Consider the following 24,040-nt stretch of genomic DNA (forward strand, 5'->3'; position numbering starts at 1 on the left):
GTCTCTCCTTCGTTATCTTGAGCCCGTCACTCGGTGGTGATCGGACGCGACATCAGTTGCTCGATGGCCGTCGGGATGTCGAGGCTCCCCTCGATGACCGCGGCAACGGCATCGGTGATCGGCATCTCGACCGAGCATCCCTCGGCCAGACGCGAGGCGACGGCCGCAGCAAAGGCGCCCTCGACCAGCTGCCCGCGGGAAAAATCGATCGGCTCGCCGCGCCCCAGCGAAATGCCGAAGCGCAGGTTGCGCGACTGGTGGCTGGTGGCGGTCAAGACCAGATCGCCGAGGCCGGACAGACCCCGGACCGTATCCGCCTTGCCGCCCATGGCGGCAACCAGCCGCGACATTTCCGCAAGGCCACGCGAAATCAGCGCGGCGCGGGCCGAATCACCCAGCCCCATGCCCTCGACGATGCCGCAGGCGATCGCCAGCACGTTCTTCAGCGCACCGCCGAGCTGCACGCCGATCCGGTCGTCCGAGGCATAGAGGCGGAATGTGCGGCCGGAAATGGCATGGGCCAGTCGCTCGGCGGTGGCGAGGTCGGCAGCCGCGATCGCCATGGCCGTCGGCAGACCGCGGGCGATGTCCGCGGCAAAGCCCGGGCCGGACAGCGCGGCGATCGCATGGTGCGGTAACGCCTCCTCCAGCACATCGGTCAGCAGCCGAGCGGACGCCCTGTCGATGCCCTTGGCGCAGGTGACGACGGTCGCGCCCTCGGCCAGATAGGGACCGTAGTGCCGGGCGGCCTCGACCTGAGCTTGCGACGGCATGGCGAAAAGCACGATATCGGCGGCCGAGATCACGTCGGGGTCGGCACTGAAATTGAGCGCGTCCGGCAGCCGGATCGCCGGCAGGGCCGCCTCGTGGATGCGGCTCGCCTGGAGGTCGGCGATGAGCGCGGCATCCCGGCCGAGAAGCGTTGTCTCGACCCTGCCCTCGGCCGCCATGACGGCCGCAAGAGCCGTACCGAAGGCGCCGGAGCCGATGACGACGATGCGCTCGCTCATGCCTTTGCTCCACGCTTACCGTGGCCGATCACCGCCTTTGCCTCGCCGTCGAGCGGCCAGCGCGAGCGCGGCTGCACGTCGAGCGGATCGGCCGGCAGGTCGAGCGCCATGCGCTCCAGGCCGGCCCAGGCGATCATCACGGCATTGTCCGTGCACAGGTGAAGCGGCGGGGCGACGAAACGGAAACCGTGCCGGTCGCAGAGGGATTGCAGCGTTCGCCGCAATTCCTTGTTCGCCGCAACACCGCCGGCGACCACCAGCGCCGGAACGCCTTCGTGCTGCGGGAACTCGGCGAGGAACCGCTGCAGGCCGCGGCCGATCCGGTCGTCGAGCGTGCGCGAAATGGCGCGCTGGAAGGAGGCGCAGATGTCCGAAATATCCTGATCGCTGACCGGAGCGATGCTCTCGGCCGCCTGACGCACCGCCGTCTTCAGGCCGGAGAAGGAAAAATCGAGCCGCGCCTCGCCGACCAGCGGCCTGGGAAAATCGAACCGCTTCGCCTCTCCCTTTGCCGCGGCCTTCTCGACCTCCGGGCCGCCGGGATAGGGTAGGCCCAGCAGCTTGGCCGTCTTGTCGAAGGCCTCGCCCAGCGCATCGTCGATCGTCGTGCCCCAGCGCTCGTAATCGCCGACGCCGCGCACCAGCACCAGCTGGGTGTGGCCGCCGGAGACGAGCAGCATGAGATAGGGAAAGGTGAGGCTGTCCGTCAGGCGGGCCGTCAGGGCATGGCCTTCGAGATGGTTGACCGCATAGAGCGGCTTGCCGGTGGCCCGCGCGATCGCCTTGCCGGTCATCAGCCCGACCAGAAGCCCGCCGATCAGGCCGGGGCCGGCCGTGGCGGCAATCGCGTCGATGTCGGACAGTCGTGTTCCGGCGCGCGTCAACGCCTCCTCGATCAGGCTGTCGAGGGCGTCGACATGGGCCCGCGCCGCGATTTCCGGGACGACGCCGCCATAGGCGCTGTGCTCGTCGAGCTGGCTCAGGACCACATCGGCCTCGATCAGGCCGGTGCCGTCGTCGAAGCGGGAAACGACCGCCGCGGCCGTTTCGTCACAACTGGTCTCGATGCCGAGAATGCGCAGTTTGGAGCCCATTTGCCCTGTTCATTGATTGCGATGACCGGGAAACCCGTCTACGAGGACTGTCGGTAACAACGGATCAGATCGGATGCAAACAAAACCTTTCCGCATCGGCACGCGCGGCAGCCCGCTCGCGCTGGCGCAGGCCTATGAGACCCGCGACCGGCTGATGGCGGCCCATGGCCTGCCCGAGGCGTTGTTCGAGGTCGTCGTGCTGTCGACGCAGGGCGACCGGATCACCGATCGCCCGCTTTCGGAGATCGGCGGCAAGGGCCTGTTCACCGAGGAACTGGAACAGCAGTTGCTGTCTGGCGACCTGGATTTCGCCGTGCACTCCTCGAAGGACATGCCGACAAAGCTGCCGGAAGGCCTCGTCCTTTCTGCCTACCTGCCGCGTGAGGACGTCCGTGACGCCTTCATCGGCGCGACCGCACCAAGGTTGACCGAGTTGCCGCACGGCGCGACGGTCGGCTCCTCGTCGCTGCGGCGCCAGGCGCTGATCCGCCGCCTGCGCCCCGATATCAACGTCATCACCTTCCGCGGCCTTGTTGACACCCGCCTGCGCAAGCTCGCCGAAGGTCAGGTCGATGCGACGCTGCTTGCCTATGCCGGTCTGAAACGCCTCGGCAAGCAGGACGTGCCGACCGAACTGCTCGACCCGAAGGACTTCCCGCCGGCCCCCGCGCAAGGCGCGATCTGCATCGAGAGCCGGATCGGCGACGACAGGATCAATGGCCTGCTCGAAGCGATCAACGACCGCGCCACCTTCGACGCGGTCAGTTGCGAACGCGCCTTCCTCGGAGCCCTCGACGGTTCCTGCCGCACGCCGATCGCCGGCTATGCGCGCTGCGACGGAGACAAGCTGACCTTCTCGGGCATGATCCTGACGCCGGACGGCGCGCGCTTTCATGAGATCGAGACCGGGGGCGCCCGCAGTGACGCCGTTGCCGTCGGCCGTACTGCGGGCGAGGCAATCCGCGCCAAGGCCGGCCCCGACTTCTTCGCCAGCTGGAGCTGAGCCATGCGCGTTCTGGTGACGCGCCCCGAACCGGCCGCAAGCCGCACTGCGGCCGAACTGATGCGGCGCGGCCACGAGCCGCTGCTGCTGCCGCTGGCCGTGGCCGAACACGACATCAACGCTCTGGCCGCTGCCCTTGCGCGTCCCCATGCCGCCATCGCAGTGACCAGCGCCGAGGCGATTCGCGCCTTGCACGCCCTGCCGGATCTGCCACCGGAATTTTTCGACATGGCCTGTTTCGCCGTCGGCGAAAGCACCGCGAGTGCGGCCTGGAACCTCGGTTTCCGCAGCGTTGTCGCCGGCGACAATGACGGGATGGCCCTCGCCCGGATGATCGCCGGGCAGACGGATCCGGCATTCAGCTCGGACCGGCCGCTTCTCTATCTTGCCGGGAGCCCGCGCGCCGCCGGTTTCGAAACCGAACTCGCAGGCCTCAACGTGCCGGTCGAAATCTGCGAATGCTACCGCATGCGTCCGCTCGCCCCCTCCTCCTCCGAGATCATACAGGTGCTCGGCACAGCTCCCGTCGATGTGATCCTGCTCTATTCGAGCGAGAGCGCTCGCCGCCTGTTCGATCTGCCACTCTCAAAGTCCGGTCAGGCGGCGCTCTCCGGCACCCGAATTCTCTGTCTGAGCGAAAAAATCGCCGCGGTCGTCCCGGAACAATTCCGCTCGAGAACGCAGGTCGCGCCGGTCCCGACCGAGGCATCGCTCCTCTCCCTACTCTAAGGTCGAGGGCCAAATTTGATCTTCGCTCTTTCTTTCCCCCGTCCGACTGACTAGTTTTAAAGGACCGCAGGGAAATGAAGAGGTTGACATGGTTTCCGGAAAGCCGCCCCGCCGCTCGAAGTCGCCCAACGACCCGGTCACCATCGACCTGACGGCCGAGTCGGTAAATGCCGATGCCTCCACCGAGCGCGAACCCGCCGACGCGCCCGACATCGCGGAAACGGTGATGGCCGGCACTGCGAGCGCGTCCTTCGACGACGTGCAGCCGGCTGCCGCCGAGCCTTCGCCGGGCGCATCCGGCGAAGTAGTCATTGAAGACGTTGTCGAACCGACGGCCGAAACCACGCGGACGGCCGAAGCGACCACCGAGAGCATCGCCGCCGCCGAACCGCCACGGGAAGCTTCCCCTCCGGCAAGATCCGGTCCGGCCCTGCCGGCAATAGTCGCCGCGGGCATTTTCGGCGGGCTCGTGGCGCTGGCCGGCGCCGGCAGCATGCAATATGCCGGCTACCTGCCGGCCATCGCACCGCCGGCCGCAGCACCCGCCGATACGTCCGGCCTGTCCGCCGACATCGAAACCCTGAAATCGCAGATCGCCGGTCTCTCCAGTGCTCCGGCCGCGACCGATCCCCGCCTGGAAGAACGGCTGGCCGCCCTGGAAGGATCGGTTGCCAGCCAGGCGGCTGCAGCGCCCGACGCTGCGGCGCTCGACGAACTGCGGCAGAAGCTTGCCCAGGCCGACGAGGCGATCGCCGCCCTGAAGGGCGAAATCGCCGGCAATGCCAGCGCTCTCGGCGATGCCGAGACCCGTCTCACCGAACGTCTCGCGGAAGCGGAGAAGAAGCTCGATGCGCCGCGCACCGACGTGGAGATGGCCAAGGCGATCGCGCTCACCGCACTGAAATCCGCGACCGAGCGCGGCGGTCCCTTCATGGCCGAGCTCGATGCGCTGGCCAGCATCTCGCCCGACGATCCCGCCGTCGCGGGGCTGCGCCCGCACGCCGCGACCGGTGTCGCCTCGCGCGCTGAACTCGTGCGCAAATTCGGCGATGTCGCCGACACAATCCTCGCCGCCATCCACCAGCCCGATCCCAACGAGGGCATCGGCCAGCGTCTGTTGTCGAGCGCGCTGTCCGTCGTCAAGGTCCGCCCGGTCGGCAATGTCGAAGGCGCGACACCGGAAGCGATCCTCGCCCGCATGGAAGACAAGCTGCAGAACGGCGACCTCAAGGGCGCCGCGCTCGAATGGGAAAGCCTGCCGGAGGCCGGCAAGGCAGTATCCACAGACTACGTGTCGATGCTCAAGACCCGGATCGATATCGAGGCGCTGGTCGGCGATGCACTCGCCGCCGTCGTCAGCGGCAAGAAGGGCTGAGGAAGCAATCCATGCTGAGAATTCTGTTCTTCATCCTCACCATCCTCGCCCTCGGCTTCGGCTTTGCCTGGCTCGCCGATCGCCCCGGCTCGCTGTCGATCCTCTGGCAGGGCCAGTTGATCGAGATGAGCCTGATGGTCGCCGCCTCGATACTGCTCGCCATCATCGCCGGCTTCATGGTGATCTGGTGGTTCGTCCGCATGCTGTGGACCTCGCCCCATTCGGTGCGCCGCTATTTCCGCGCCCGCACCCGCGACCGCGGCTACCAGGCCCTGTCGACCGGGCTGATCGCGGCCGGCGCCGGCAATGCGGCCCTCGCCCACAAGATGAGCGCCCGGGCACGCGGCCTGCTGCGCGCCGACCAGGAGCCGCTGATCCTGGTGCTCGACGCCCAGACAGCCGTGATCGAAGGACGCCACGACGAGGCGCGCCGGCTCTTCCAGCAGATGGCCGATGATCCCGAGACCCGCGAACTGGGTTTGCGTGGCCTCTATGTCGAGGCGGACCGGCTCGGCGCCTACGAGGCAGCGCGGCAATATGCCGAAACCGCTGCCGAGAGTGCGCCCTACCTGCCCTGGGCCGCCAAGGCGACACTCGAATATCGCTGCCGCGTGGGCAACTGGGACGATTCGATCCGCCTGCTCGACCAGCAGCGGGTCGCCCATGTGCTCAACCGCCCCGATGCGGAACGCCTGAAAGCCGTGCTTCTCACGGCAAAGGCCGAGGATCGGCTGGAGAGCGAACCCGCAGCCGCGCGCGACAACGCGCTCCAGGCGCTGAAGCTTGCCAAGGATCTCGTTCCGGCCGCGATCGTCGCAGCCAAGGCCTATCTGCGCGAGGACAACCTGCGCAAGGCCTCGAGCGTGCTGGAACAGGTCTGGAAGCTCAACCCGCACCCGGAGATCGCCCATGCCTATCTGCGCGCCCGCGGCGGCGACAGCGCCGTCGACCGGCTGAAGCGCGCCGAACGCCTGGAATCGCTGCGAACCAACAATGTCGAATCCCTGTTGATCGTGGCGGAAGCGGCCCTCGACGCGCAGGACTTCGCAAAGGCCCGTGCCAAGGCGGAGGCTGCCGCGCGCATGCATTCGAGCGAGCGCGTCTATCTGCTGCTGGCCGACATCGAGGAAGCCGAAACCGGCGACCAGGGCCGCATCCGTCACTGGATGGCGCAGGCGCTGAAGGCTGGCCGCGATCCGGCCTGGGTTGCCGACGGCTACGTCTCCGACAAATGGCTGCCGCTCTCGCCGGTCACCGGAAAGCTCGACGCCTTCGAGTGGAAAGTGCCCTTCGACCAGCTGGAAGGCCCGGTGGAGGAGGGTGCGGTCAGCGGCGCCACGATCGCCCTTGAAACCCTGCCCCCGATCAGCACGGTCGATGTGGAGCGCGCAACGGCGGCGGCTGCACCGGCGACCGTGGTTTCGGCCGCCGAGACCGCACCGCCGGCGGCGGTCAAGCCCGTCCCCGCGCGCGACGAAAGGAAGACGAAGCCCGAGCCGGCGCCCGAACCGTTCTTCGGCCGTCCGCCGGATGATCCGGGCGTTCGCGAGGGCGCTCAGCCAAGCGGCGATCAGAAATCCCGACTGAAACTGTTCTGAGGAAGCCAGATGCTGGAACGACTGCAGTCCTTCTTTCAGAGCCTGACCCAATCCAGTCAGCAGCAGCCGGCTTTCGCCCCCGACGATCCGCGCATTGCCGTGGCAGCGCTCTGTCTGCAGGTGATGGAATCCGACGGGGTCGTCCATGACGCCGAGCGCACCAAGCTTCGCTCGCTGATGCGCGAGCAGTATGGCCTGGATGAGGACGCACTCGATGCGCTTCTGGCGCAGGGCAGCGCGGCGGAGAGCGAAGCGGTCGACTATTACCGCTTCACTTCGGACCTGAAGCGGTCGCTGGATGAGACCCAGCGCCAGCAGCTGGTCGGCATTCTCTGGGACATCGTCTATGCCGACGGTGCCCGCAGCGAGATGGAGGATCACGCCATCTGGCGGATCGCCGATCTGCTGGGCGTATCGGGACGCGACCGGGTGCACGAAAGACAGGAGGCCGAGGCACGCGCCGGCCTCGAGGGCGGCGGCGATGCTGGATGATCCTGACCGGCGCCGGGACCGGCAGCCGGTCCTGATCGTTCTCCACCAGGAAAGGTCCAGCCCCGGCCGGGTCGGCCAGATGCTGATCGAGAAAGGTTTTCCGCTCGATATCCGCCGGCCCGTTCTCGGCGACCGGCTACCGTCAACGCTCGAGGCCCATGCCGGTGCAGTGGTGTTCGGCGGCCCGATGAGCGCCAACGACCCGGATCCCTTCGTCAGGACAGAGACGGACTGGCTCGCCGTGCCGCTCAAGGAGAACAAGCCCTATCTCGGCATCTGCCTCGGCGCCCAGATGCTGGTGCGCCATCTCGGCGGCAAGGTCGAGGCCGAGCCGGAAGGCCGCGTCGAAATCGGCTGGTATCCGATCCACCCGACGGAGCATGGCCGCCTGCTGATGCGCAACTGGCCGAAAATGGTCTACCACTTCCACCGCGAGGGTTTCGACCTGCCGCAGGGTTGCCAATTGCTGGCCGAGGGCGACGTCTATCGCAACCAAGCCATCCGCTACGGCGACAATGCCTGGGGCCTGCAGTTCCATGCCGAATTGACCCGTGCCATGATGCAGCGCTGGGTCGTGCATGGCGCGCACCGTTTCATCATGCCCAACGCCCAGCAGGGCCGCGACCATCTCGAAGGCCGGATGATCTTCGATGGACCGCTCAAGGCCTGGCTCTCGGAATTCCTCCACCTGGTCTTCGTGAAGAGCCGTCACTTCGCCTGAGTATTGGGTGCGTCGAGGCTGTCGATCTTCCGCAGCTGCGGGAAGCCGAGCGCCCAGAGCACGGCGACTGCCAGCGTACCTGCCCCGCCGATCACCACCGCCGGGACAGGCCCGACGAGATGCGCCATCGTGCCGGCACGGAACTCGCCGAGCTCGTTCGAGGCACCGACGAAAACCATGTTGACCGCATTCACCCGGCCGCGCACCTCGTCCGGCGTCCACAGCGCGATCAGCGTCTCGCGCACATAGACGGAGGCCATGTCGGCCGCACCCATCAGCATCAGCGCGGCGATCGAGATCCATGCCGTCTCCGACAACCCAAACAGGATCGTGCCGGCGCCGAACAGGGCGACGCCGACGAACATGAACAGGCCGGCATTGTGACGGATCGGAAAGCTGGCGAGCGCCACGGCAACCATGATCGCCCCGATCCCCGGCGCAGCGCGCAGCAGGCCAAGCCCGAGCGGCCCGAGCGTCAGGATATCGCGGGCAAAGACCGGCATGAGAGCGATCGCGCCGCCGAGAAGGACGGCGAAGAGATCCAGCGAAATTGCCCCGAGCACCACCTTTTCACCGAAGATGAAACGGAAGCCGGCAAGGATCGTGTTCCACGACACGGCCTTGGGCGCACTGCGCTGGGCGGGGCGGGCAACCATGAAGACGAGAACCGCGGCGGCGACGAAAAACGCGAAGGACACGGAATAGGCAAGCACGGCACTCACGCCGTAGAGCAGGCCGCCCGCCACCGGACCGACGATCGACGCCGTCTGCCAGGAGGACGAGTTCCACGCGACCGCATTGCCGAGGTCCTGCGGCGGCACCAGATTGGGCGCCAGCGATTGCACGGCCGGCGCGTTGAAGGCCCGCTCGATGCCGAACACCACGAGAATGGCGAATACGAAGATCGGTTCGAAGGCGTCGAACGCGGTCAGCACCAGCATGGCCGCGCCGCAAAAGGCGCTGACGATCATGCAAATCGCCACGATGGCGCGCCGGTTGTATCGGTCGGCGACCGAGCCGGTCACGAGGATGAGCAGCAGCGACGGCAGGAACTGCACCAGCCCGATCAGCCCGAGATAGAAGGCGCTGCCGGTCTCGTCATACATCTGCCAGCCGACGGAAACGCTGAGAATCTGCGTCGCGAAAGCGCCAAGGAACCGGGCGAGAAAGAAGCGGAGATAGGAAACGTGCCGGAAGGCGGCGAAACGGTCGCCGGACGAGGCTGGGGTCATCAAAGGAACTTTCCACTCGGGCGAAGGCGCAACGGCGAGGGGCCGATCCACCCATTAAACATGATTCCGCATCGCCCGGCCCACGGCACTTGTCCGTTTAGTCGCCAATGTCTACATGTCTGTCAACCGAGAAATGGAGACCTGCATGCTCGCGCTGTTTCAGACGATCGACCTGGCATTGAACCTTTATACTTGGGTGCTCATCGCCAGCGCCATTTTTTCATGGCTCTATGCCTTCAACGTGATCAACTCGAGCAACCGCTTCGTCAACTCGATCGGCACCTTCCTCTACAACGTCACGGAACCGGTGCTTCGCCCCCTGCGCCGCGTCCTGCCGGATCTCGGCGGCATCGACATTTCGCCGATCGTCGTGTTGCTCATCATCTTCTTCATCCGTTCGCTGATGTGGAACAGCATCGTTCCCTTGTTCTTGTGATCCCCCCTTACAAGGCTTTTGCCGATCACTTGCGGCTCGCCGTTCGGTTGACCCCGAACGGCGGGCGTGATGCCATCGACGGCGTCGAGCTGAACGCCGAGGGCGAGGCCTATCTGAAAGCCCGCGTCTCCTGCGTTCCGGAAAAGGGCAAGGCCAACAAGGCGCTGGTCGTGCTTCTGGCCAAGGCGCTCGGCGTTCCGAAATCATCCGTTTCGGTCGTCTCCGGCGACACCGCCAGACAAAAAATCCTCCGGATCGATGGCGACCCGGAGGATTTGGCAAAACGGATAGACGGCCTTGTCGCCGACTGACCTTACTTCTGAGCCTTGTAGCGCTCGATGGCCTCGACGATCAGCGTCTTGGCGACGCTGACATCCTGCCAGCCGGCGATCTTCACCCACTTGCCGGGCTCCAGATCCTTGTAGTGCTCGAAGAAGTGCTCGATCTGCTTGAGCGTGATCTCCGGCATGTCGGTGTAGTTTTCGATCTTGTCGTAGCGCTGCGTCAGCTTGGGCGACGGAACGGCGATGATCTTCTCATCCTTGCCGCCGTCGTCTTCCATGACCATGACGCCGATCGGGCGGACATTGATGACGCAGCCGGGAACCAGCGGGCGCGTATTGCAGATCAGCACGTCGATCGGGTCGCCGTCTTCCGAGAGCGTGTGCGGCACGAAACCGTAATTGCCCGGATAGGTCATCGGCGTGTAGAGGAATCGGTCGACGATCAGCGCGCCGGCTTCCTTGTCCATCTCGTACTTGATCGGGTGGCCGCCGACCGGCACTTCAACAATGACGTTCACGTCATCCGGCGGATTCTTGCCGATCTTGATTGCATCAATACGCATTTGCAGCCCCATGGGAGTGTTGAAATCCCGCGTTTCCTAATGGGAATTCGGATGCAATGCAACACGGCTTTGGACGAAGGTCCCAAAAGCGGGCGATCCGCAGTGCCCGGATTTCCAGGCTTTTTCAGGGTCCCCCCGCGCCATCCGGCCCGCGCTCTGCTATATCGGTGGGAGTATTACGAGAGGGGACCTTCGATGCTCGTTTTCCGCTGCCTGACCACCGCACTTGCTTTCGCGTTTCTTGGACTGTCCGGTCCGGCGCTGGCCAACGAGAGCGTCTATACCGACCTCAACCTCGACCGCTGCCAGACGATCGCCGCCGACGACATGGGCGCTTCGATGAAATGCAAGGGCTACAAGGATTACCCTATTCATTTCGCCGAAGGGGATTTGCGCCAGAGCGTTCTCTACGGTCCGGTGCGCGCCGAACTGATCGAGGGCGCCTTCGAATCCTTCGAGCCTTTCAACCACATCAACACCAAGGTGGAATGGCGCCTCGACGGCTCCGGCAAGCCTGTCGCCGCCATCCTACGGTGGTTCATCGAGAATATCGGTGACACCGGCATGCCGACCAAGGAGGCGGAGGGACAGGTCCTGGTGATCTCCCGGGTCGCCCAGCCGGATGACGGCCTCAGCTGCGTCGTCGGCTATGTCGACGCCCTGTCCAATTCCAACGCCAACGAGCTCGCCCGCCAGGTCGCCGACAGCGATGCGCGCGACTTTGCCTGCGGATACCAGGAAGGCATGTGGGTCGGAAAACGGGGCGATAAGACGAGCGAGCAGACCCATGTCTGGCCCGAGGGGCTTACCGGGGAGTAGACGAAGCCAAACTCAGTTCCAGATGAAGCCGAGCTTCTTCAACTGGACGTCGTCGAAGTCTTCGAGGCCCTCGACGGCGTCGACACCGCCGTTGGAGCGGAAGAAATCGACGGCGTGCTGGCTGTCTTCCAGGCACCAGACGGCCATGCCGTTACAGCCGAGAGACTTCAGCAGGCGCCGCGCCTCGCCGAACAGCGTATGGCCAAGGCCGATGCCCTGATATTCGGGCCGCATGTAGATTTCGTAGATTTCGCCTTCCTGCGGAAGGGCGCGCGCGCGGTTGAGCCCGAGCGTGGTGTAGCCGGCGATCATGCCGGCGACATCGACCACGAGGATGGTGGCCGGCCCACGCGTCGCCTTGCGCCACCAGGTCTCGCCGCGCCGTTCGATCATCTTGGTGAGCGGGCGATGCGGAATGAGCCCCGCATAGGCGTGCTGCCACGCGCTTCGGTGCGCCTCGGCAATGGAGGCTGCATCCTGCGGCTCGGCAGGGCGCACATCGATCGACAACGTCTTCATAACGCTACTTTCGTCCGGCTGAAGGATGCCGACAGGAGCAAGTCTCTCCCGTCAAACCGCCTCCAGCGCTCTCATCTGGACCATGGCGAAAAATTTAACGCAATCTTAAGGCCTGTCGCAAGCCCGACACCTTCCAATACACAAACAAAAACCCCGGCTCGCGAGCCGGGGTTTTGAGAATTAACTGGTGACGATGATCAGGCCTGGGCGGCAGCGCGTGCCTTGTCGAACCGCTTGCGGTCGTTGGCATCGAGATACATCTTGCGCAGACGGATCGACTTCGGCGTGACTTCCATCAGTTCGTCGTCCTGGATCCAGGAGAGCGCACGGTCGAGCGTCATGCGGATCGGCGGGGTGAGCTTGACCGCTTCATCCTTGCCGGCGGCGCGGATGTTGGTGAGCTGCTTGCCCTTCAAAACGTTGACTTCGAGGTCGTTGTCTCGGGTGTGGATGCCGATGATCATGCCCGCATAGACCTTCTCGCCCGGATCGATCATCATCGGACCGCGGTCCTCGAGATTGAACATTGCGTAAGCGACAGCCTCGCCGGCGCCGTTGGACAGCAGGACGCCGTTGGTGCGGCCGGTGATCGGACCCTTGTAGGGCTGATAGTCGTGGAACAGACGGTTCATGATGGCCGTGCCGCGGGTATCGGTCAGAAGCTCCGACTGGTAGCCGATGAGGCCGCGGGTCGGCGCGAAAAACACGAGACGGACGCGATTGCCGCCCGAGGGACGAAGCTCGGCCATTTCGGCCTTACGTTCGGACATCTTCTGCACGACGATGCCGGAATGCTCTTCATCCACGTCGATGACGACTTCTTCGATCGGCTCCATCAGCTGACCGGTCGTCTCGTCATTGTGCATGACGACGCGCGGACGCGACACGGCAAGTTCGAAGCCTTCGCGACGCATGGTCTCGATAAGAACGGCCAGCTGCAATTCGCCGCGACCGGAGACGAAGAACGAATCCTTGCCTTCGGCCTCTTCGATCTTCAGCGCGACGTTGCCTTCGGCTTCCTTGAACAGGCGGTCGCGGATGACGCGGCTGGTAACCTTGTCGCCTTCGGTGCCGGCCAACGGGCTGTCGTTGACGAGGAAGGACATGGTGACCGTCGGCGGGTCGATCGGCTGCGCGGTGAGCGGCTCGGTGACGGACGGATCGCAGAAGGTGTCGGCGACGGTGCCCTTGGAAAGGCCGGCAATCGCGACGATGTCGCCTGCATGGGCTTCGTCGATGGCGGTACGCTCGATGCCGCGGAAGGCGAGAATCTTGGAGATGCGGCCGTTTTCGATCAGCTTGCCGTCCTGGCCGATAACCTTCACGGACTGGTTCGGCTTGATCGAACCCGAATGGATGCGGCCGGTGATGATGCGGCCGAGAAAGGGGTTGGCTTCCAGGATCGTGCCGATCATGCGGAACGCACCGTCTTCATCGCCGACGCTCGGCTCGGGAACATGTTGCAGCACGAGGTCGAGCAGCGGAGCCAGGCCCTGGTCCTTCGGGCCTTCCGGATTGACGTTCATCCAGCCGTCGCGGCCCGAACCGTAGAGGATCGGGAAGTCGAGCTGCTCGTCGGTCGCGTCGAGATTGGCGAACAGGTCGAAGACTTCGTTGATGACTTCTTCGTGGCGGCCGTCCGGACGGTCGATCTTGTTGATTGCGACGATCGGGCGAAGACCAACCTTCAGCGCCTTGCCGACGACGAACTTGGTCTGCGGCATCGGGCCTTCCGAAGCGTCGACCAGGACGATCGCGCCATCCACCATCGACAGGATGCGTTCGACTTCGCCGCCGAAGTCGGCGTGGCCGGGGGTGTCGACGATGTTGATGCGGGTGTCTTTCCACTCGATCGACGTCGCCTTGGCGAGAATGGTGATGCCACGCTCTTTTTCCAGGTCGTTCGAGTCCATCATGCGTTCTGCAACGCGCTGATTGTCGCGGAACGAACCGGACTGCTTCAGGAGTTCGTCGACGAGCGTTGTTTTGCCATGGTCGACGTGCGCGATAATCGCGATGTTGCGCATTTTCATGATTAGGATCTCTGATGGCTCTGGCGCAATTGCCGGTGGCGCGCCTGTTACTTTGGGGCGCTCATAACCTTTTTTTTGCATTTGCGAAAGAGGGCAAACCGTCGGCACCGGCTCAATGGTTACCGACGGAGCAGAAATTCGGACGAAATATGCCCGATCAGGCCGCGAGACCCTTCTTCTTCAGCATCGCCTCCGGGCTCGGCAACCGGCCGCGGAACGATGTGTAGGCCACTTCCGGGTCGATCGAACCGCCGACCGAATAGATATTGGCCTTCAGTCTCTCGGCCATAGCCGGATCGAAGGCATTGCCCGTTTCCTCGAAGGCGGAGAAGGCATCGGCATCGAGCACCTCCGACCACATGTAGGAATAATAGCCGGCCGAATAGCCGTCGCCGGCAAAGACGTGCTGGAAATGCGGCGTGGCGTGACGCATGACCAGCGACTGCGGCAAGCCGATCGACTTCAGCACCTCGGCTTGCACGGCCATCGGATCCTCGACGGCGCCCCGGGTGTGGAACGCCATGTCGACCAGCGCCGAAGACGTGAACTCGACCGTGGCAAAGCCGGCATTGAAGGTGCGGGCTGCCAGAACCTTTTCCAGCAGGGCCTGCGGCATCGGCTGCCCGGTTTCATAATGCACGGCGTAGGTCTTGAGGATTTCCGGAACCGTCAGCCAGTGTTCGTAAAGCTGCGAGGGCAGTTCGACGAAGTCGCGCGACACGCCGGTGCCGGCGACCGACGGATAGGTGACGTTGGACAGCATGCCATGCGCAGCGTGACCGAATTCGTGGAACAGGGTGCGCGCATCGTCGAGCGACAGAAGCGCCGGACGGCCCGCCTCGGGCTTGGCGAAGTTGCAGACGTTGTAGATGATCGGGATCTCGCCGACCGCGCCGTTCTTCAGGGGCAGCTTGTGCTGCGACTGGAACGAACTCATCCAGGCACCGGAGCGTTTCGACGGCCGGGCAAAATAATCGCCGAGGAACATGGCGACCAGCTTGTCCTCGCGGTCACGGATCTCGAAGACCCGCACATCCGGATGGTATCCGACGACATCCTTGAGCGGCACCGCCTTGATGCCGAACAGCCGGCCAGCCACATCGAAGCACGCCTCGATGATCTTCTCGAGCTGCAGATAGGGCTTCAGCTCGGCTTCGGAGAAGTCGAACTTCCGGGCACGCAGCTTTTCGGCATAGTGGCGCCAGTCCCAGGGCATCACCTCGTGGTTCTTGCCTTCCTCGGCGATCAACACGGCAAGCTCGCGCTCTTCGATCCGGGCCTGATCGAGCGCCTTTTCCCAGACCTTCATCAGAAGCCCGTTCACCGCCTCCGGGGTCTTGGCCATGGTGTCGTCGAGCTTAAGCGCCGCATAATTGGCATAGCCGAGCAGCCCCGCCTTTTCCGCTCGAAGCGCCAGCGTCTCCTTGACGATCGCCCGGTTGTCGGTCTCGCCGCCGTTCTCGCCGCGCGCCACCCAGGCCTTGAACGCCTGTTCGCGCAGGTCCCGGCGTGTCGAGAAGGTGAGGAACGGCTCGATGATCGAACGAGACAGCGTGACGACATAAGAGTGCCCCTCGCCGCGCGCAGCAGCGACCGATGCCATCGCCTCTTTCAGGAAATCCGGAATGCCGGCAAGATCGTCTTCGCCGTCGAGCGGCAGGCACCAGGACTTCTCATCGGCCAGCACGTTCTGGCCGAACTGCGCGCCGAGGCTCGCCAGCCGCTCGTTGATTGCGGCAAGCCGCTCCTGCTTCGTCTTTTCGAGCTTGGCGCCCGACTTCACGAAACCCTTCCAGTGGCGCTCCAGCACCCGCAGCTCCTCGGTCGTCAGGCCGAGTTCGGTGCGTTTCTCCCACAGCGTGTCGATGCGGCGGAACAGGTCGGCATTCATGCCGATCTTCGAATAGTGGCGCGACATCTTCGGCGCGATCTCACGCTCGAGCGCCTGGATAGCATCATTGCTGTGGGCGCCGGCCTTGTTCCAGAACAGCGCCGAGACGCGCGACAGTTCGTCTCCCGCCGTCTCCGAGGCGATGATCGTGTTGGCGAAGGTCGGCGCTTCCGGATTTTTCGCGATCGCGTCGATCTCGGCGTCATGGGCGGCAAGGGCGGTATCGAAGGCCGGCGCATAGTCGTCGTCGGAGACGGCCTCGAAGCGCGGCAGTCCGTTCGGGCCGGACCAGTCGAAGACGGCGGGATTGACGGACGACGATGTGCTCATGGTGATTTCCTCTAGGCCAGCCCTGCGCCCGCGAAACGGGCTCGTCCTGCGATATGGTATTCGCTGTGCCGGATTGGCAAGCACGCAGAGCCTCCGGCACGAAATTTTGTGGGCATTGCGCCGGGCAGTGGACATCCGCAAGGGCCGGGTTCGTCGCCGGCGTAGACGCGACGCTGCGGCGTCGTTCCAGGCGGTCAGGCCCGCTCGGCGCGGCGCTTCAGTGCTGTGACCTCGGCGTCCGTCAGGGCGCGCACCTTGCCCTTTTCGAGATCGCCAAGGGGCAGGCCGGCGAAGGCGATGCGGATGAGGCGTAGGCACTCGAAGCCGAGCGCCTCCAGCATGCGGCGGATCTCGCGGTTCTTGCCCTCGCGCAACTCGAATTCCAGCCAGCAGGTCTTGTCGGCCTCGCGCAGGACCTTCACTCCGGCCGCCTTCAGCAACTCACCATCGTCCAGAATGCCGGCCGTCATGCGGGCAAGATCCGCCTCGGTCGGACGACCCTGGGTCTGCACGTGGTAGGTCTTGGCGATATTGCTGTCCGGGTCGAGGAGGCGCTGGGCGAGCACCGTATCATTGGTGAACAGCAGCAGACCCTCGCTTGCCTTGTCCAATCGGCCGACAGGCGAGACATGCGGAATATCGAGATCTTCGAGGCAGGAGAAGACGGTTTCGCGGCCTTCGGGATCGTCGCGGGTCGTCACGAGGCCGCGCGGCTTGTTGAGCATCAGGTAGACCTTTGCCTCCGCAGCCACCGGCTTTCCGTCGACCTCGATGCGATCCGTGCGGATGTCCACCCAGGCGGAAAGATCGGTCACGCGGCGGCCGCCGACGGACACATGGCCGCCGGCCACCAGCTTTTCCGCCTGGGTGCGCGAACAATAACCGAGCTTGGAAAGCGCCCTTGGCAGGGTCACGCGCATGCCCGGCGCCGCTTGCGGGAGTTTTGCCACCAGATTGCCGTCCGCATCCTGTCTGGGCGGCCCTTGGCCGCAGGTTTCGCTGTGGCCAACGACTGCCTTCGCGATGCCGATCCCGTCAAGCGAAAAGTGCCTCCCGTGAGGCTGCGGTCAGACTGAGATCTCATGGATGCGCACCGCCGGGACAATCTGGCGCGCCAGGTCGCAGAGATGGCGGTGATGGGTGAGGTAGATCACCTGGCCGATCTTCGCCATTTCCCCGAACAGCCGCAGCACCTCTTCCGAGCGCGGCTCGTCGAAGGTTTCCATGATGTCGTCGGCGATGAAAGGGACGGAAGGACGGCTTGCGGCGAATTCCTCGTAGCCGGCAAGGCGAAGCGCCAGATAGAGCTGGAACTGCGTGCCCTTCGACATCTCGCTTGCCAGTTTCGAGCCGCCCTGGCGCGTGAGGCCGATCAGGGTTTCACGGTCCTTGTCGGGCTGGGCCGCGAGCCCGACATAGTCACCGCGGGTGATCAGCCGGAAGGCTTCAGAGGCGCGCCTCATCATCGACGAGCGGTGCTTGTCGCGGTAGGCGCGCAGAGCCTCGCCAGCGATCAGGGCGCCGCTCTTCAGCCTGAGATAGCTGTTTGCCAGGTCCTCTATCTCAAGGAAGATTGTGCGGCGGTCGGCCTCGATACGGGCAACCTCGCTGCCGCCGCCGATAGCCTCCAGCCGATCGGCCGCACGTGTCTTGTCAGCAAAGAGCTGACGCGTGCGCTGGTCGAGATCCTCAAGGCGGGCGGCAAGTTCCGCTTCCTCGCGGGCAATCTCGTCGAAATCGGCGCTGGCCAGCTCGGCGATCGCCAGATCGATGGACGGGGCCGGCAATTCACCGAGAATCTGATCCGAAAGCGTGACGATCCTCGCCTCAAGCCGCGCCCGATCGGCTGCCGCCTCCAGGGTAAGGGCGACATCCGCCAGCGTTTCGACGCCGAAGAAGGACGTCAGTTCCGCCTTGCCGGCTTCATGGACAGCCAGCACCTGGCGAAGCGCACGCTCAGTCTCGAGCAGGCGAGCCAGCTCGGCCTCCTTCGCCTCCCGCGCCGCGAGGTCGCGGCGGGCGTGTTCCAGCCGCGAGGCAAGGCCCGCCGCCGTTCGGGCGGTCGCCTCGGGATCCAGGGTTTCGTCAATGTCGGCAAGCAGGCCTGCAAGTTCGGCGGTGAAGTCCTCGCGGTCGCGCTCCATGGTGGCGATGCGACGCGCCAGCTCGTCGCGCTCGTTGAGAGCCGGACCAAGCTCGACCAGCGTTTCCAGCACCTCGCGAACGGCACCGGCCGATGTGAAATCCGCGAACCATGTTTCAGACAGCGCGTTCGTGAACCGGGCATGCCAATCGACGGAGGCCGCCTGCGCCTGCTCGAATTCGCGCTGGCGCTCGGCAAGAACCCTTTTCCGATCGGCGAGGGCCTTGTCGGCCGCCTCGCGGACGGCGGCCCGCTTCGCTTGCCCCCCGACGGCAGCCTCCGCCGCCTCCAGCATTTCGGCAAGCGAACCGTCAACGCCATCCAGCCCGGCGGCTTCCATCGCCGCGGCCAATTCCTGGCGGTCGAGTTCCGCATCGGCTTTCGCTTCGGCGACATCCCGGATGCTGGCATCCAGCCTGTCCCAGGCGGAAAGCGCATCGGCGCGGGCACGCGCCACCCCCTCAATACGAGAGAACAGCCGGAGGAGCGCGGAGGCCGCATCCTGCATCAGGGCCGCCGGGAGGGCCGCGGCGAGTTCGGATACCAGCGTTTCCCGCTCCGCCGCCGCCTCGTCCAGAAGCTCGTCATGGCGGGCAATTGCGGCCGTCGTTACGGCATGCTCCTGGGTCAGGGCGCGAAGGTCGGCGAGATCGCGCATTGCGGCAAGGCGCGCCATGGTCGTCAGGTCGTCGGCCCGCATGGCAGTAGCGAAGGCCTCAGCGCTTGACTTGTCCAGCCGGCCGACATGCTCGCTCCAGGCGGCATCACGGACGGCACGGATCCGCGCCGCCTCGGAATCGTCGATCGGCCCGCCGGCGGCCCGCAGCGCCGAGATACGCGCCTCCGCCTGCCTTTGCTGGGTGATGAAGTCGCGCTGCCGCTCGGCAAGATCGGCGATGCGTTTGTCGATGCTCGCCGCCGCCGATCGCCAGGCCTCGATCTGCCGTGGGTCGGGAAGCGAAAGAGCACGGATCGCCTCGCCATCCGCTGCCCCCTCATCCAGCAGCGGCAGAAGGGGCTGGGCCGCTTCGTCAAAGCGCCGCTGGAGATCCGGAAGCCCACGTTCGGCAAGTCGAAGCCGCGTCGCGTGATCGCCGCGCCGGATGACGGCAAGGAATGTCGTTAGCCGGCTAATATCAATTGTTTCAGGTTGCGCGGCGTCGACGACCGCCTGGCGATCGGCATCCGCCGCTTCGAGGGCCGCCTTTGCCGCTGCCAGTTCCCGTGTTGTGGTCTGAAGCGTCGCCTCGACCCCGGAACGGATTTCGATCAGGTCGCGCAGTGCACCAACCGTTGCCGCCGGCAGCAGCAGCGTCTCGGGCCGCGCGCATCCCGACTGGCCGAGCCGCGCGAGGATGGCCGCGATCGTGGCTTGCCGCTCGACGAGCGCAGTGCGGCGTTTGGGCAGATCCTCCTCGGCGCTGCCGAAGCGCGCCTGGCCCTTGCCCAACAGGCCGATGCGGTCGGACAGCGACAGCAGACGGTCATCGAGATGGATCGAAGCAATTTCGTCCTGCACACGCTCGATGTCCGTCCGGTTGCCGGCAAGCTGCGTGGCAAGCCGCGTCTCTTCCTGCATCAAGCTTGGCAAGGTGCGCGCCCATTCCGCGGGCGGGCGGGGCAAGGCGCTGCTGGCCGCGAGCTCCTGCGTCAGGCGCTGATGTTCGGCGGCAAGCGGGCGGGCGCGGAGCAGCCGCGCGATCGCCTCGCGCCGTGCCCTCATCGTTCCCAGTTCCGTTGTCGCTTCATCATAGGCCGTCGTGGCCTGCGCAAGCGTTGCGACGATCGCCGCATGCGCCGAGGCGAGCGTGTCGATCTCGTCGCGTCGTGCCTTGAGTTCGGTGAGTCTCTGCTTCAGCTCGGCGATCCGGGTCGACCGGGCGCGCTTCTTGTAGAGGCTGTCGGCCTCGTCCGAAATCGCGCTCAACGTCGCGCTGACCCCGCCGAGCCCGGCGCTAGCGGAAAACAGCAGTTCGCCGAGATCGCCCTTGCTCTGCAGAATGGCATTTCCGCCCTCTTCCAGCGTGACGTCGTCGAGCGAGAACATGGTGCGATAAGCGTCGCGGCTGATGCCGGCGAGCGGCACCGAGAGGATTGCCTCCGCGACCGGCTGGCCGCGGCCGTCCAGCAGCGAATTGGTCCGCTGCTTGACCCGTTTCAGCTCATGCGTCTCGCCATTGAATTCGAGCGCGCCTCCGACCTGCATGGCATTGTAGGCGTGCAGGAAATTGTAGCGGCTGCGCTCCTCGATGCCATAGAGGAGGTCGAGATAGGCCGAAAGCGAGGTCGACTTGCCGGCCTCGTTGAGGCCGTAGACGATGTGCAGATCCGGCGAGCCGGGCTGCGCCTCGCCGAAATCGATGACATAGTCGGTGAACTTGCCGTAACGGGTCAGGTCGAGCCGGGCGAGCCGCATCAGTTCGCCTCCGCGCCGTCGGTCTTCAGCCGGGCGATGACGTCGCTGCTGCCCTCGGCCAGCAGGCGGTCGAGATAGGCCTCGAATTCCGCCTCGTCGGCACCGCTGAAGCCGCGGCTTTCCGCCGGCAGCTCGTCGCGCAGGTCCTTGACCATCTGGCGGATCTCTTCGCGCGTCGCATGGCGCCTCGCGACGTCGTCGCGCATCAGCGCGTCGAGTTCGATCAGCGGATCGGCGCTGGCCTGCCCGCCGGCCTCGAGCGGCGGTTCGGTGGCAATGTCGATCTTCTCGATCCAGGTGCGGCCGAGCCCTTCGGCGCGCTGCTCGGCTTCGGCCAGCAGAAGGTCGCGATCGCGACGGATGCGCCAGGAGAGCGGGGTCCTGCCGGTCAGCATCAGCCGGGCGACAAGATGATCCGAGCCGCTGCGCACGCGTGCGCCGGCGACGGCCTTCTCGATGGCCTCGACCGCGTCGAACCAGCTTGGCGCTTCGCTGAGGTCGACGGCAATGCGGCCGAATTCGGCGATGCTGGTCGGCCTCTCCTCGACGCTGATGCGGCGGTCGTCATGCACGGTGACCAGCGAGACCGATTTCGGTCCGGCCTCGTTGATGTCCCGGCCCTGCGGCATGCCGGGCATGACGACGGTGGTCCGGCCGTCATGCTGGCTGCGCTGGTGGATGTGGCCGAGCGCCCAGTAGTCGAAACCCGATGCATGCAGGTCGGCGAGGCTGCACGGTGCGTAGACATCGTGGCCGGGGGCGCCGTCGAGGCTGGTGTGCATGATGCCGATATTGACCCGGTCGGGGAGCGGCGGCCGGTACTTTGGCAGGAGGCCTTCCGGCGCCTGCGGGCGGGAGAAGCTCAGGCCGTGAATGGCGATGGCCAGACCGCCACGATCGATCTCGACCGCCTCGGCCCGGCCGGAATAGACCTTCACCGTCGGCGGCAGGATCAGTTCCTGGGTGATGCGCGACAGCGCGTCGTGATTGCCGCGGATCGTGTAGACGGCAATACCGGCCTGCCCCAGCCGCTGCATCTGCGCCGCGAGAAAGCGCGCCGTCTTCATCGATGTCTGTTCGCCGTCGTAGAGGTCGCCCGCGATGATCAGCGCATCCACCTGCTCGGCCAAGCAAAGGTCGACGATCGCGACCAGCGCCTGGCGGGTCGAATCGCCGATCAGGTCGGCCAGATCGCGATTGCGCAGAGAAAGCGAGCGCAATGGCGAATCGAGATGGATATCGGCGGTGTGGACGAAGCGGAAGGCCATCAGCGGTTCATTCTGGTTCTTGTCATTGCGGTGGTGCCGCTGGTCCGGCGCTGCCGCGCCTGCTGTGTCGGTCACGATATAGGCACAAGGACGGCGGCAACAAGCGATTTCGCTGGAAGCGGCTTGAGGGGAGCCATCGCAGGGAAGCAACCGGGCCCCGCCCGCCAGGAGTCCCCCGTATTGACAAAAGTAAACTGTCGAATTATGAATGACGAAATACGAATTTCGTTACACATCAAGAGTTAGTCATGGATGCCACGAATACCGAGATCGACAACCACGCCCCGGATAGCGCCGCGCGTCAGGAAAACGCTGCTCGGATTCTGGAAGCCGCCGAACGCGTCTTCCGGCAATACGGCTACTCGAAGACGACGGTTGCCGACATCGCCAAGGAACTCGGCATGTCGACGGCCAACATCTATCGGTTCTTCGGCTCGAAGGTGGAAATCCATCAGGCCCTCTGCTCGCGCATGCTCAACGCCAGCTATGAATTGGCGCTGAACTGCGCCGCCCTCCCGATCAGCGCCGAAGAGCGCCTGCGCGAATATGCGATGGGCCAGTATCGCTTCACCGTCGAGACCATGCTGGATTCGGAAAAGGTCCACGAAATGGTGATCATCGCCATCGAGCGCGACTGGCATGTGATCGACCAGTTCATTGATCGCCTCCAGGCCGTTGTGCGGGACATCATTGCCGATGGCATGGCTGCCGGAGAGTTCAAGCCGGGCCATCCCGATCTTGCCGCGCGCTGTTTCGGGGCGGCGACCTCCGTCCTGCACCATCCGCAGCTGGTCTCGCAGTGCATCGGCAAGAGCAACCGCGCCATGCCGGAAGAATTGATCGAATTCGCGATTCGCGCCCTGAGGGCGTGAGCGCAGCCGAAAACGCATACCGGATTGCTGAATTTAACCGCCAGTTGCGAACGCCGTTTCGCTAAGGATGGACGTCCCATGTACAAGAAGACCTTGCTTCCCCTGCTGCTCGTGGCAGCCCTTGCCGGCTGCTCGGCGGAAACTGCCGAAGCGCCCAAGGAACCCGTCCGCCCGGTCAAGGTGGTGGAGATCGCTCCAGCCGCAACGACGCGCGAACTCTCCTATTCCGGCGCGGTTCGCGCCCGCAGCGAAGCGCCGGCCGGCTTCCGGGTCGGCGGCAAGATCGTCGACCGCCAGGTCGATATCGGCGACCGTGTGATCGCCGGCGACGTTCTGGCCCGCATCGATGCGACCGACTATGAACTCTCGCTTGCCAGCGCCCGCGCCAGTCTCCTCGCCGCCGAGCGGCAGGTCGAGACGGCCGATTTCGCCCTGAAGCGCGCCGACCAGCTGTTCAAGCAGCAGGTCGCGGCCAAGGCCCAGCTGGAACAGGCGCAACTGACCCACAACCAGGCGGTCGCCGCGCGCGACTCGGCCCGGGCGACGCTTTCCCAAGCGGAAAACCAGGTCGGCTATGCCGTGCTCAAGGCCGATCGCGACGGCATCGTCACCGCGGTCCATGCCGATGCAGGCCAGGTGGTCGCCGCCGGCACCCCGGTCGTGACCGTTGCTGTCGACGGCGAAAAAGAAGTCTCGATCGCAGTTCCAGAGGGTGACGTCTTCGCCTTTTCTCCGGGCAAGGTTGTCGAAGTCGGCCTCTGGTCGAACGACAATCTGGCGCTCAAGGGAACCGTGCGCGAAGTCGCCGGCAGCGCCGATTCCGCCTCTCGCACCTTCGCCGTCCGGGTCTCCCTGCCGTCCGACCAGCGCGTGCTGCTCGGCATGACGGCCTCGGTGAAAACCGTCGCCGACAGCGACCAGCCGCTCTTCAGCCTGCCGCTCAGCGCGCTCGCGCGCGGCCCCTCCGATCGACCGATCGTCTGGACCGTCGATCCGGCGGCGCAAACCGTGCACGAACGTCCGGTCACGGTCGTCGACTTCTCCGAAGCCGGCGTGCGCGTATCCGACGGGTTGAAGGCCGGCGATCTCGTCGTCGTCGCGGGCACCCAGTTCATGACCGAGGACCTCAAGGTCAAGCTCGCACAGGGTGACGCGGAACAAGCAGCACTTGCCACCGGCAGCATCGTCCCGTCCAGCCAGACGCGCTGAACC

The 24,040-nt window shown here is 65.2% G+C and carries 21 protein-coding genes; 11 read left to right on the top strand and 10 right to left on the bottom strand.

Annotated elements, in window-relative coordinates; translation table 11 throughout:
* Positions 1-26 precede the first annotated feature (26 nt).
* Positions 27-1,010, bottom strand: a complete 984-nt coding sequence (locus L867_RS0112225; RefSeq protein WP_028737155.1) for an NAD(P)H-dependent glycerol-3-phosphate dehydrogenase — start codon at positions 1,008-1,010, stop codon at positions 27-29.
* Complete coding sequence (gene tsaD, locus L867_RS0112230; RefSeq protein WP_028737156.1) at positions 1,007-2,104, bottom strand: tRNA (adenosine(37)-N6)-threonylcarbamoyltransferase complex transferase subunit TsaD; 1,098 nt, start codon at positions 2,102-2,104, stop codon at positions 1,007-1,009. The genes L867_RS0112225 and tsaD overlap by 4 nt, the downstream gene beginning before the upstream one ends.
* 73 nt (positions 2,105-2,177) lie before the next feature.
* Here tsaD and hemC point away from each other — a divergent pair, with 73 nt between their 5' ends.
* From hemC to L867_RS0112260, 6 genes are all read left to right on the top strand, one after another.
* Positions 2,178-3,107, top strand: coding sequence for a hydroxymethylbilane synthase (gene hemC, locus L867_RS0112235; RefSeq protein ID WP_028737157.1), 930 nt, complete (start codon positions 2,178-2,180; stop codon positions 3,105-3,107).
* A 3-nt stretch (positions 3,108-3,110) separates the two neighbouring features.
* Positions 3,111-3,836: a uroporphyrinogen-III synthase gene (locus L867_RS0112240; protein ID WP_028737158.1), complete on the top strand. Its 726-nt coding sequence runs from the start codon at positions 3,111-3,113 to the stop codon at positions 3,834-3,836.
* An 88-nt stretch (positions 3,837-3,924) separates the two neighbouring features.
* On the top strand, positions 3,925-5,211 hold the full coding sequence (locus tag L867_RS0112245) for a COG4223 family protein (RefSeq protein ID WP_028737159.1): 1,287 nt from the start codon (positions 3,925-3,927) through the stop codon (positions 5,209-5,211).
* Between the two features lie 11 nt (positions 5,212-5,222).
* Positions 5,223-6,809 carry a heme biosynthesis protein HemY gene (locus L867_RS0112250; protein WP_028737160.1) on the top strand — a complete coding sequence of 529 codons (1,587 nt, stop codon included), beginning with the start codon at positions 5,223-5,225 and terminating at the stop codon, positions 6,807-6,809.
* Between the two features lie 9 nt (positions 6,810-6,818).
* Positions 6,819-7,301 (top strand): tellurite resistance TerB family protein, encoded by a 483-nt coding sequence (locus L867_RS0112255; protein WP_028737161.1) that lies wholly within the window; start codon positions 6,819-6,821, stop codon positions 7,299-7,301.
* Entirely contained in the window at positions 7,291-8,022 is a 732-nt protein-coding gene (locus L867_RS0112260) for a glutamine amidotransferase (protein WP_028737162.1), read from the top strand. Before L867_RS0112255 ends, L867_RS0112260 begins: the two co-directional genes overlap by 11 nt.
* Here the strand turns inward: L867_RS0112260 and L867_RS0112265 are convergent.
* Positions 8,010-9,254 (bottom strand): MFS transporter, encoded by a 1,245-nt coding sequence (locus L867_RS0112265; protein WP_028737163.1) that lies wholly within the window; start codon positions 9,252-9,254, stop codon positions 8,010-8,012. The two genes, L867_RS0112260 and L867_RS0112265, sit on opposite strands and share 13 nt — an antisense overlap.
* A 115-nt stretch (positions 9,255-9,369) precedes the next feature.
* Here L867_RS0112265 and L867_RS27945 point away from each other — a divergent pair, with 115 nt between their 5' ends.
* Positions 9,370-9,690, top strand: coding sequence for a YggT family protein (locus tag L867_RS27945; RefSeq protein ID WP_232363922.1), 321 nt, complete (start codon positions 9,370-9,372; stop codon positions 9,688-9,690).
* Positions 9,687-10,001, top strand: coding sequence for a DUF167 domain-containing protein (locus L867_RS27950; RefSeq protein WP_028737165.1), 315 nt, complete (start codon positions 9,687-9,689; stop codon positions 9,999-10,001). Before L867_RS27945 ends, L867_RS27950 begins: the two co-directional genes overlap by 4 nt.
* A 2-nt stretch (positions 10,002-10,003) precedes the next feature.
* Here L867_RS27950 and ppa read toward each other — a convergent pair whose 3' ends face one another.
* Entirely contained in the window at positions 10,004-10,537 is a 534-nt protein-coding gene (gene ppa, locus L867_RS0112280; RefSeq protein ID WP_028737166.1) for an inorganic diphosphatase, read from the bottom strand.
* A gap of 195 nt (positions 10,538-10,732) precedes the next feature.
* On the opposite strand from ppa, the gene L867_RS0112285 reads away from it, so the two are divergent.
* Positions 10,733-11,356, top strand: a complete 624-nt coding sequence (locus L867_RS0112285) for a hypothetical protein (protein WP_051438948.1) — start codon at positions 10,733-10,735, stop codon at positions 11,354-11,356.
* Between the two features lie 12 nt (positions 11,357-11,368).
* On the opposite strand, the gene L867_RS0112290 is transcribed toward L867_RS0112285, so the two are convergent.
* The 6 genes from L867_RS0112290 to L867_RS0112315 all read right to left on the bottom strand — a co-directional run bounded on the left by L867_RS0112290 (position 11,369) and on the right by L867_RS0112315 (position 21,956).
* Complete coding sequence (locus L867_RS0112290; RefSeq protein ID WP_028737168.1) at positions 11,369-11,875, bottom strand: GNAT family N-acetyltransferase; 507 nt, start codon at positions 11,873-11,875, stop codon at positions 11,369-11,371.
* A gap of 197 nt (positions 11,876-12,072) precedes the next feature.
* Entirely contained in the window at positions 12,073-13,908 is a 1,836-nt protein-coding gene (typA, locus tag L867_RS0112295; protein ID WP_028737169.1) for a translational GTPase TypA, read from the bottom strand.
* 157 nt (positions 13,909-14,065) lie between these two features.
* Entirely contained in the window at positions 14,066-16,129 is a 2,064-nt protein-coding gene (locus tag L867_RS0112300; protein ID WP_028737170.1) for a M3 family metallopeptidase, read from the bottom strand.
* 194 nt (positions 16,130-16,323) lie between these two features.
* Positions 16,324-17,049, bottom strand: coding sequence for a pseudouridine synthase (locus L867_RS0112305; protein WP_084638555.1), 726 nt, complete (start codon positions 17,047-17,049; stop codon positions 16,324-16,326).
* 147 nt (positions 17,050-17,196) lie between these two features.
* Complete coding sequence (locus L867_RS0112310) at positions 17,197-20,688, bottom strand: AAA family ATPase (RefSeq protein WP_028737172.1); 3,492 nt, start codon at positions 20,686-20,688, stop codon at positions 17,197-17,199.
* The gene (locus L867_RS0112315) at positions 20,688-21,956 is read right to left on the bottom strand and encodes a metallophosphoesterase family protein (protein WP_028737173.1); all 1,269 of its coding nucleotides are present in this window, start codon (positions 21,954-21,956) and stop codon (positions 20,688-20,690) included. The genes L867_RS0112310 and L867_RS0112315 overlap by 1 nt, the downstream gene beginning before the upstream one ends.
* A gap of 248 nt (positions 21,957-22,204) precedes the next feature.
* Here L867_RS0112315 and L867_RS0112320 point away from each other — a divergent pair, with 248 nt between their 5' ends.
* Together L867_RS0112320 and L867_RS0112325 are read left to right on the top strand one after the other, a co-directional pair.
* Positions 22,205-22,828 carry a TetR family transcriptional regulator gene (locus L867_RS0112320; protein ID WP_051438949.1) on the top strand — a complete coding sequence of 208 codons (624 nt, stop codon included), beginning with the start codon at positions 22,205-22,207 and terminating at the stop codon, positions 22,826-22,828.
* Between the two features lie 78 nt (positions 22,829-22,906).
* Positions 22,907-24,037, top strand: a complete 1,131-nt coding sequence (locus L867_RS0112325) for an efflux RND transporter periplasmic adaptor subunit (RefSeq protein ID WP_028737175.1) — start codon at positions 22,907-22,909, stop codon at positions 24,035-24,037.
* Positions 24,038-24,040: the final 3 nt, after the last annotated feature.

The organism is Paenirhizobium selenitireducens ATCC BAA-1503 (assembly GCF_000518785.1).
Lineage (GTDB): Bacteria > Pseudomonadota > Alphaproteobacteria > Rhizobiales > Rhizobiaceae > Allorhizobium > Allorhizobium selenitireducens.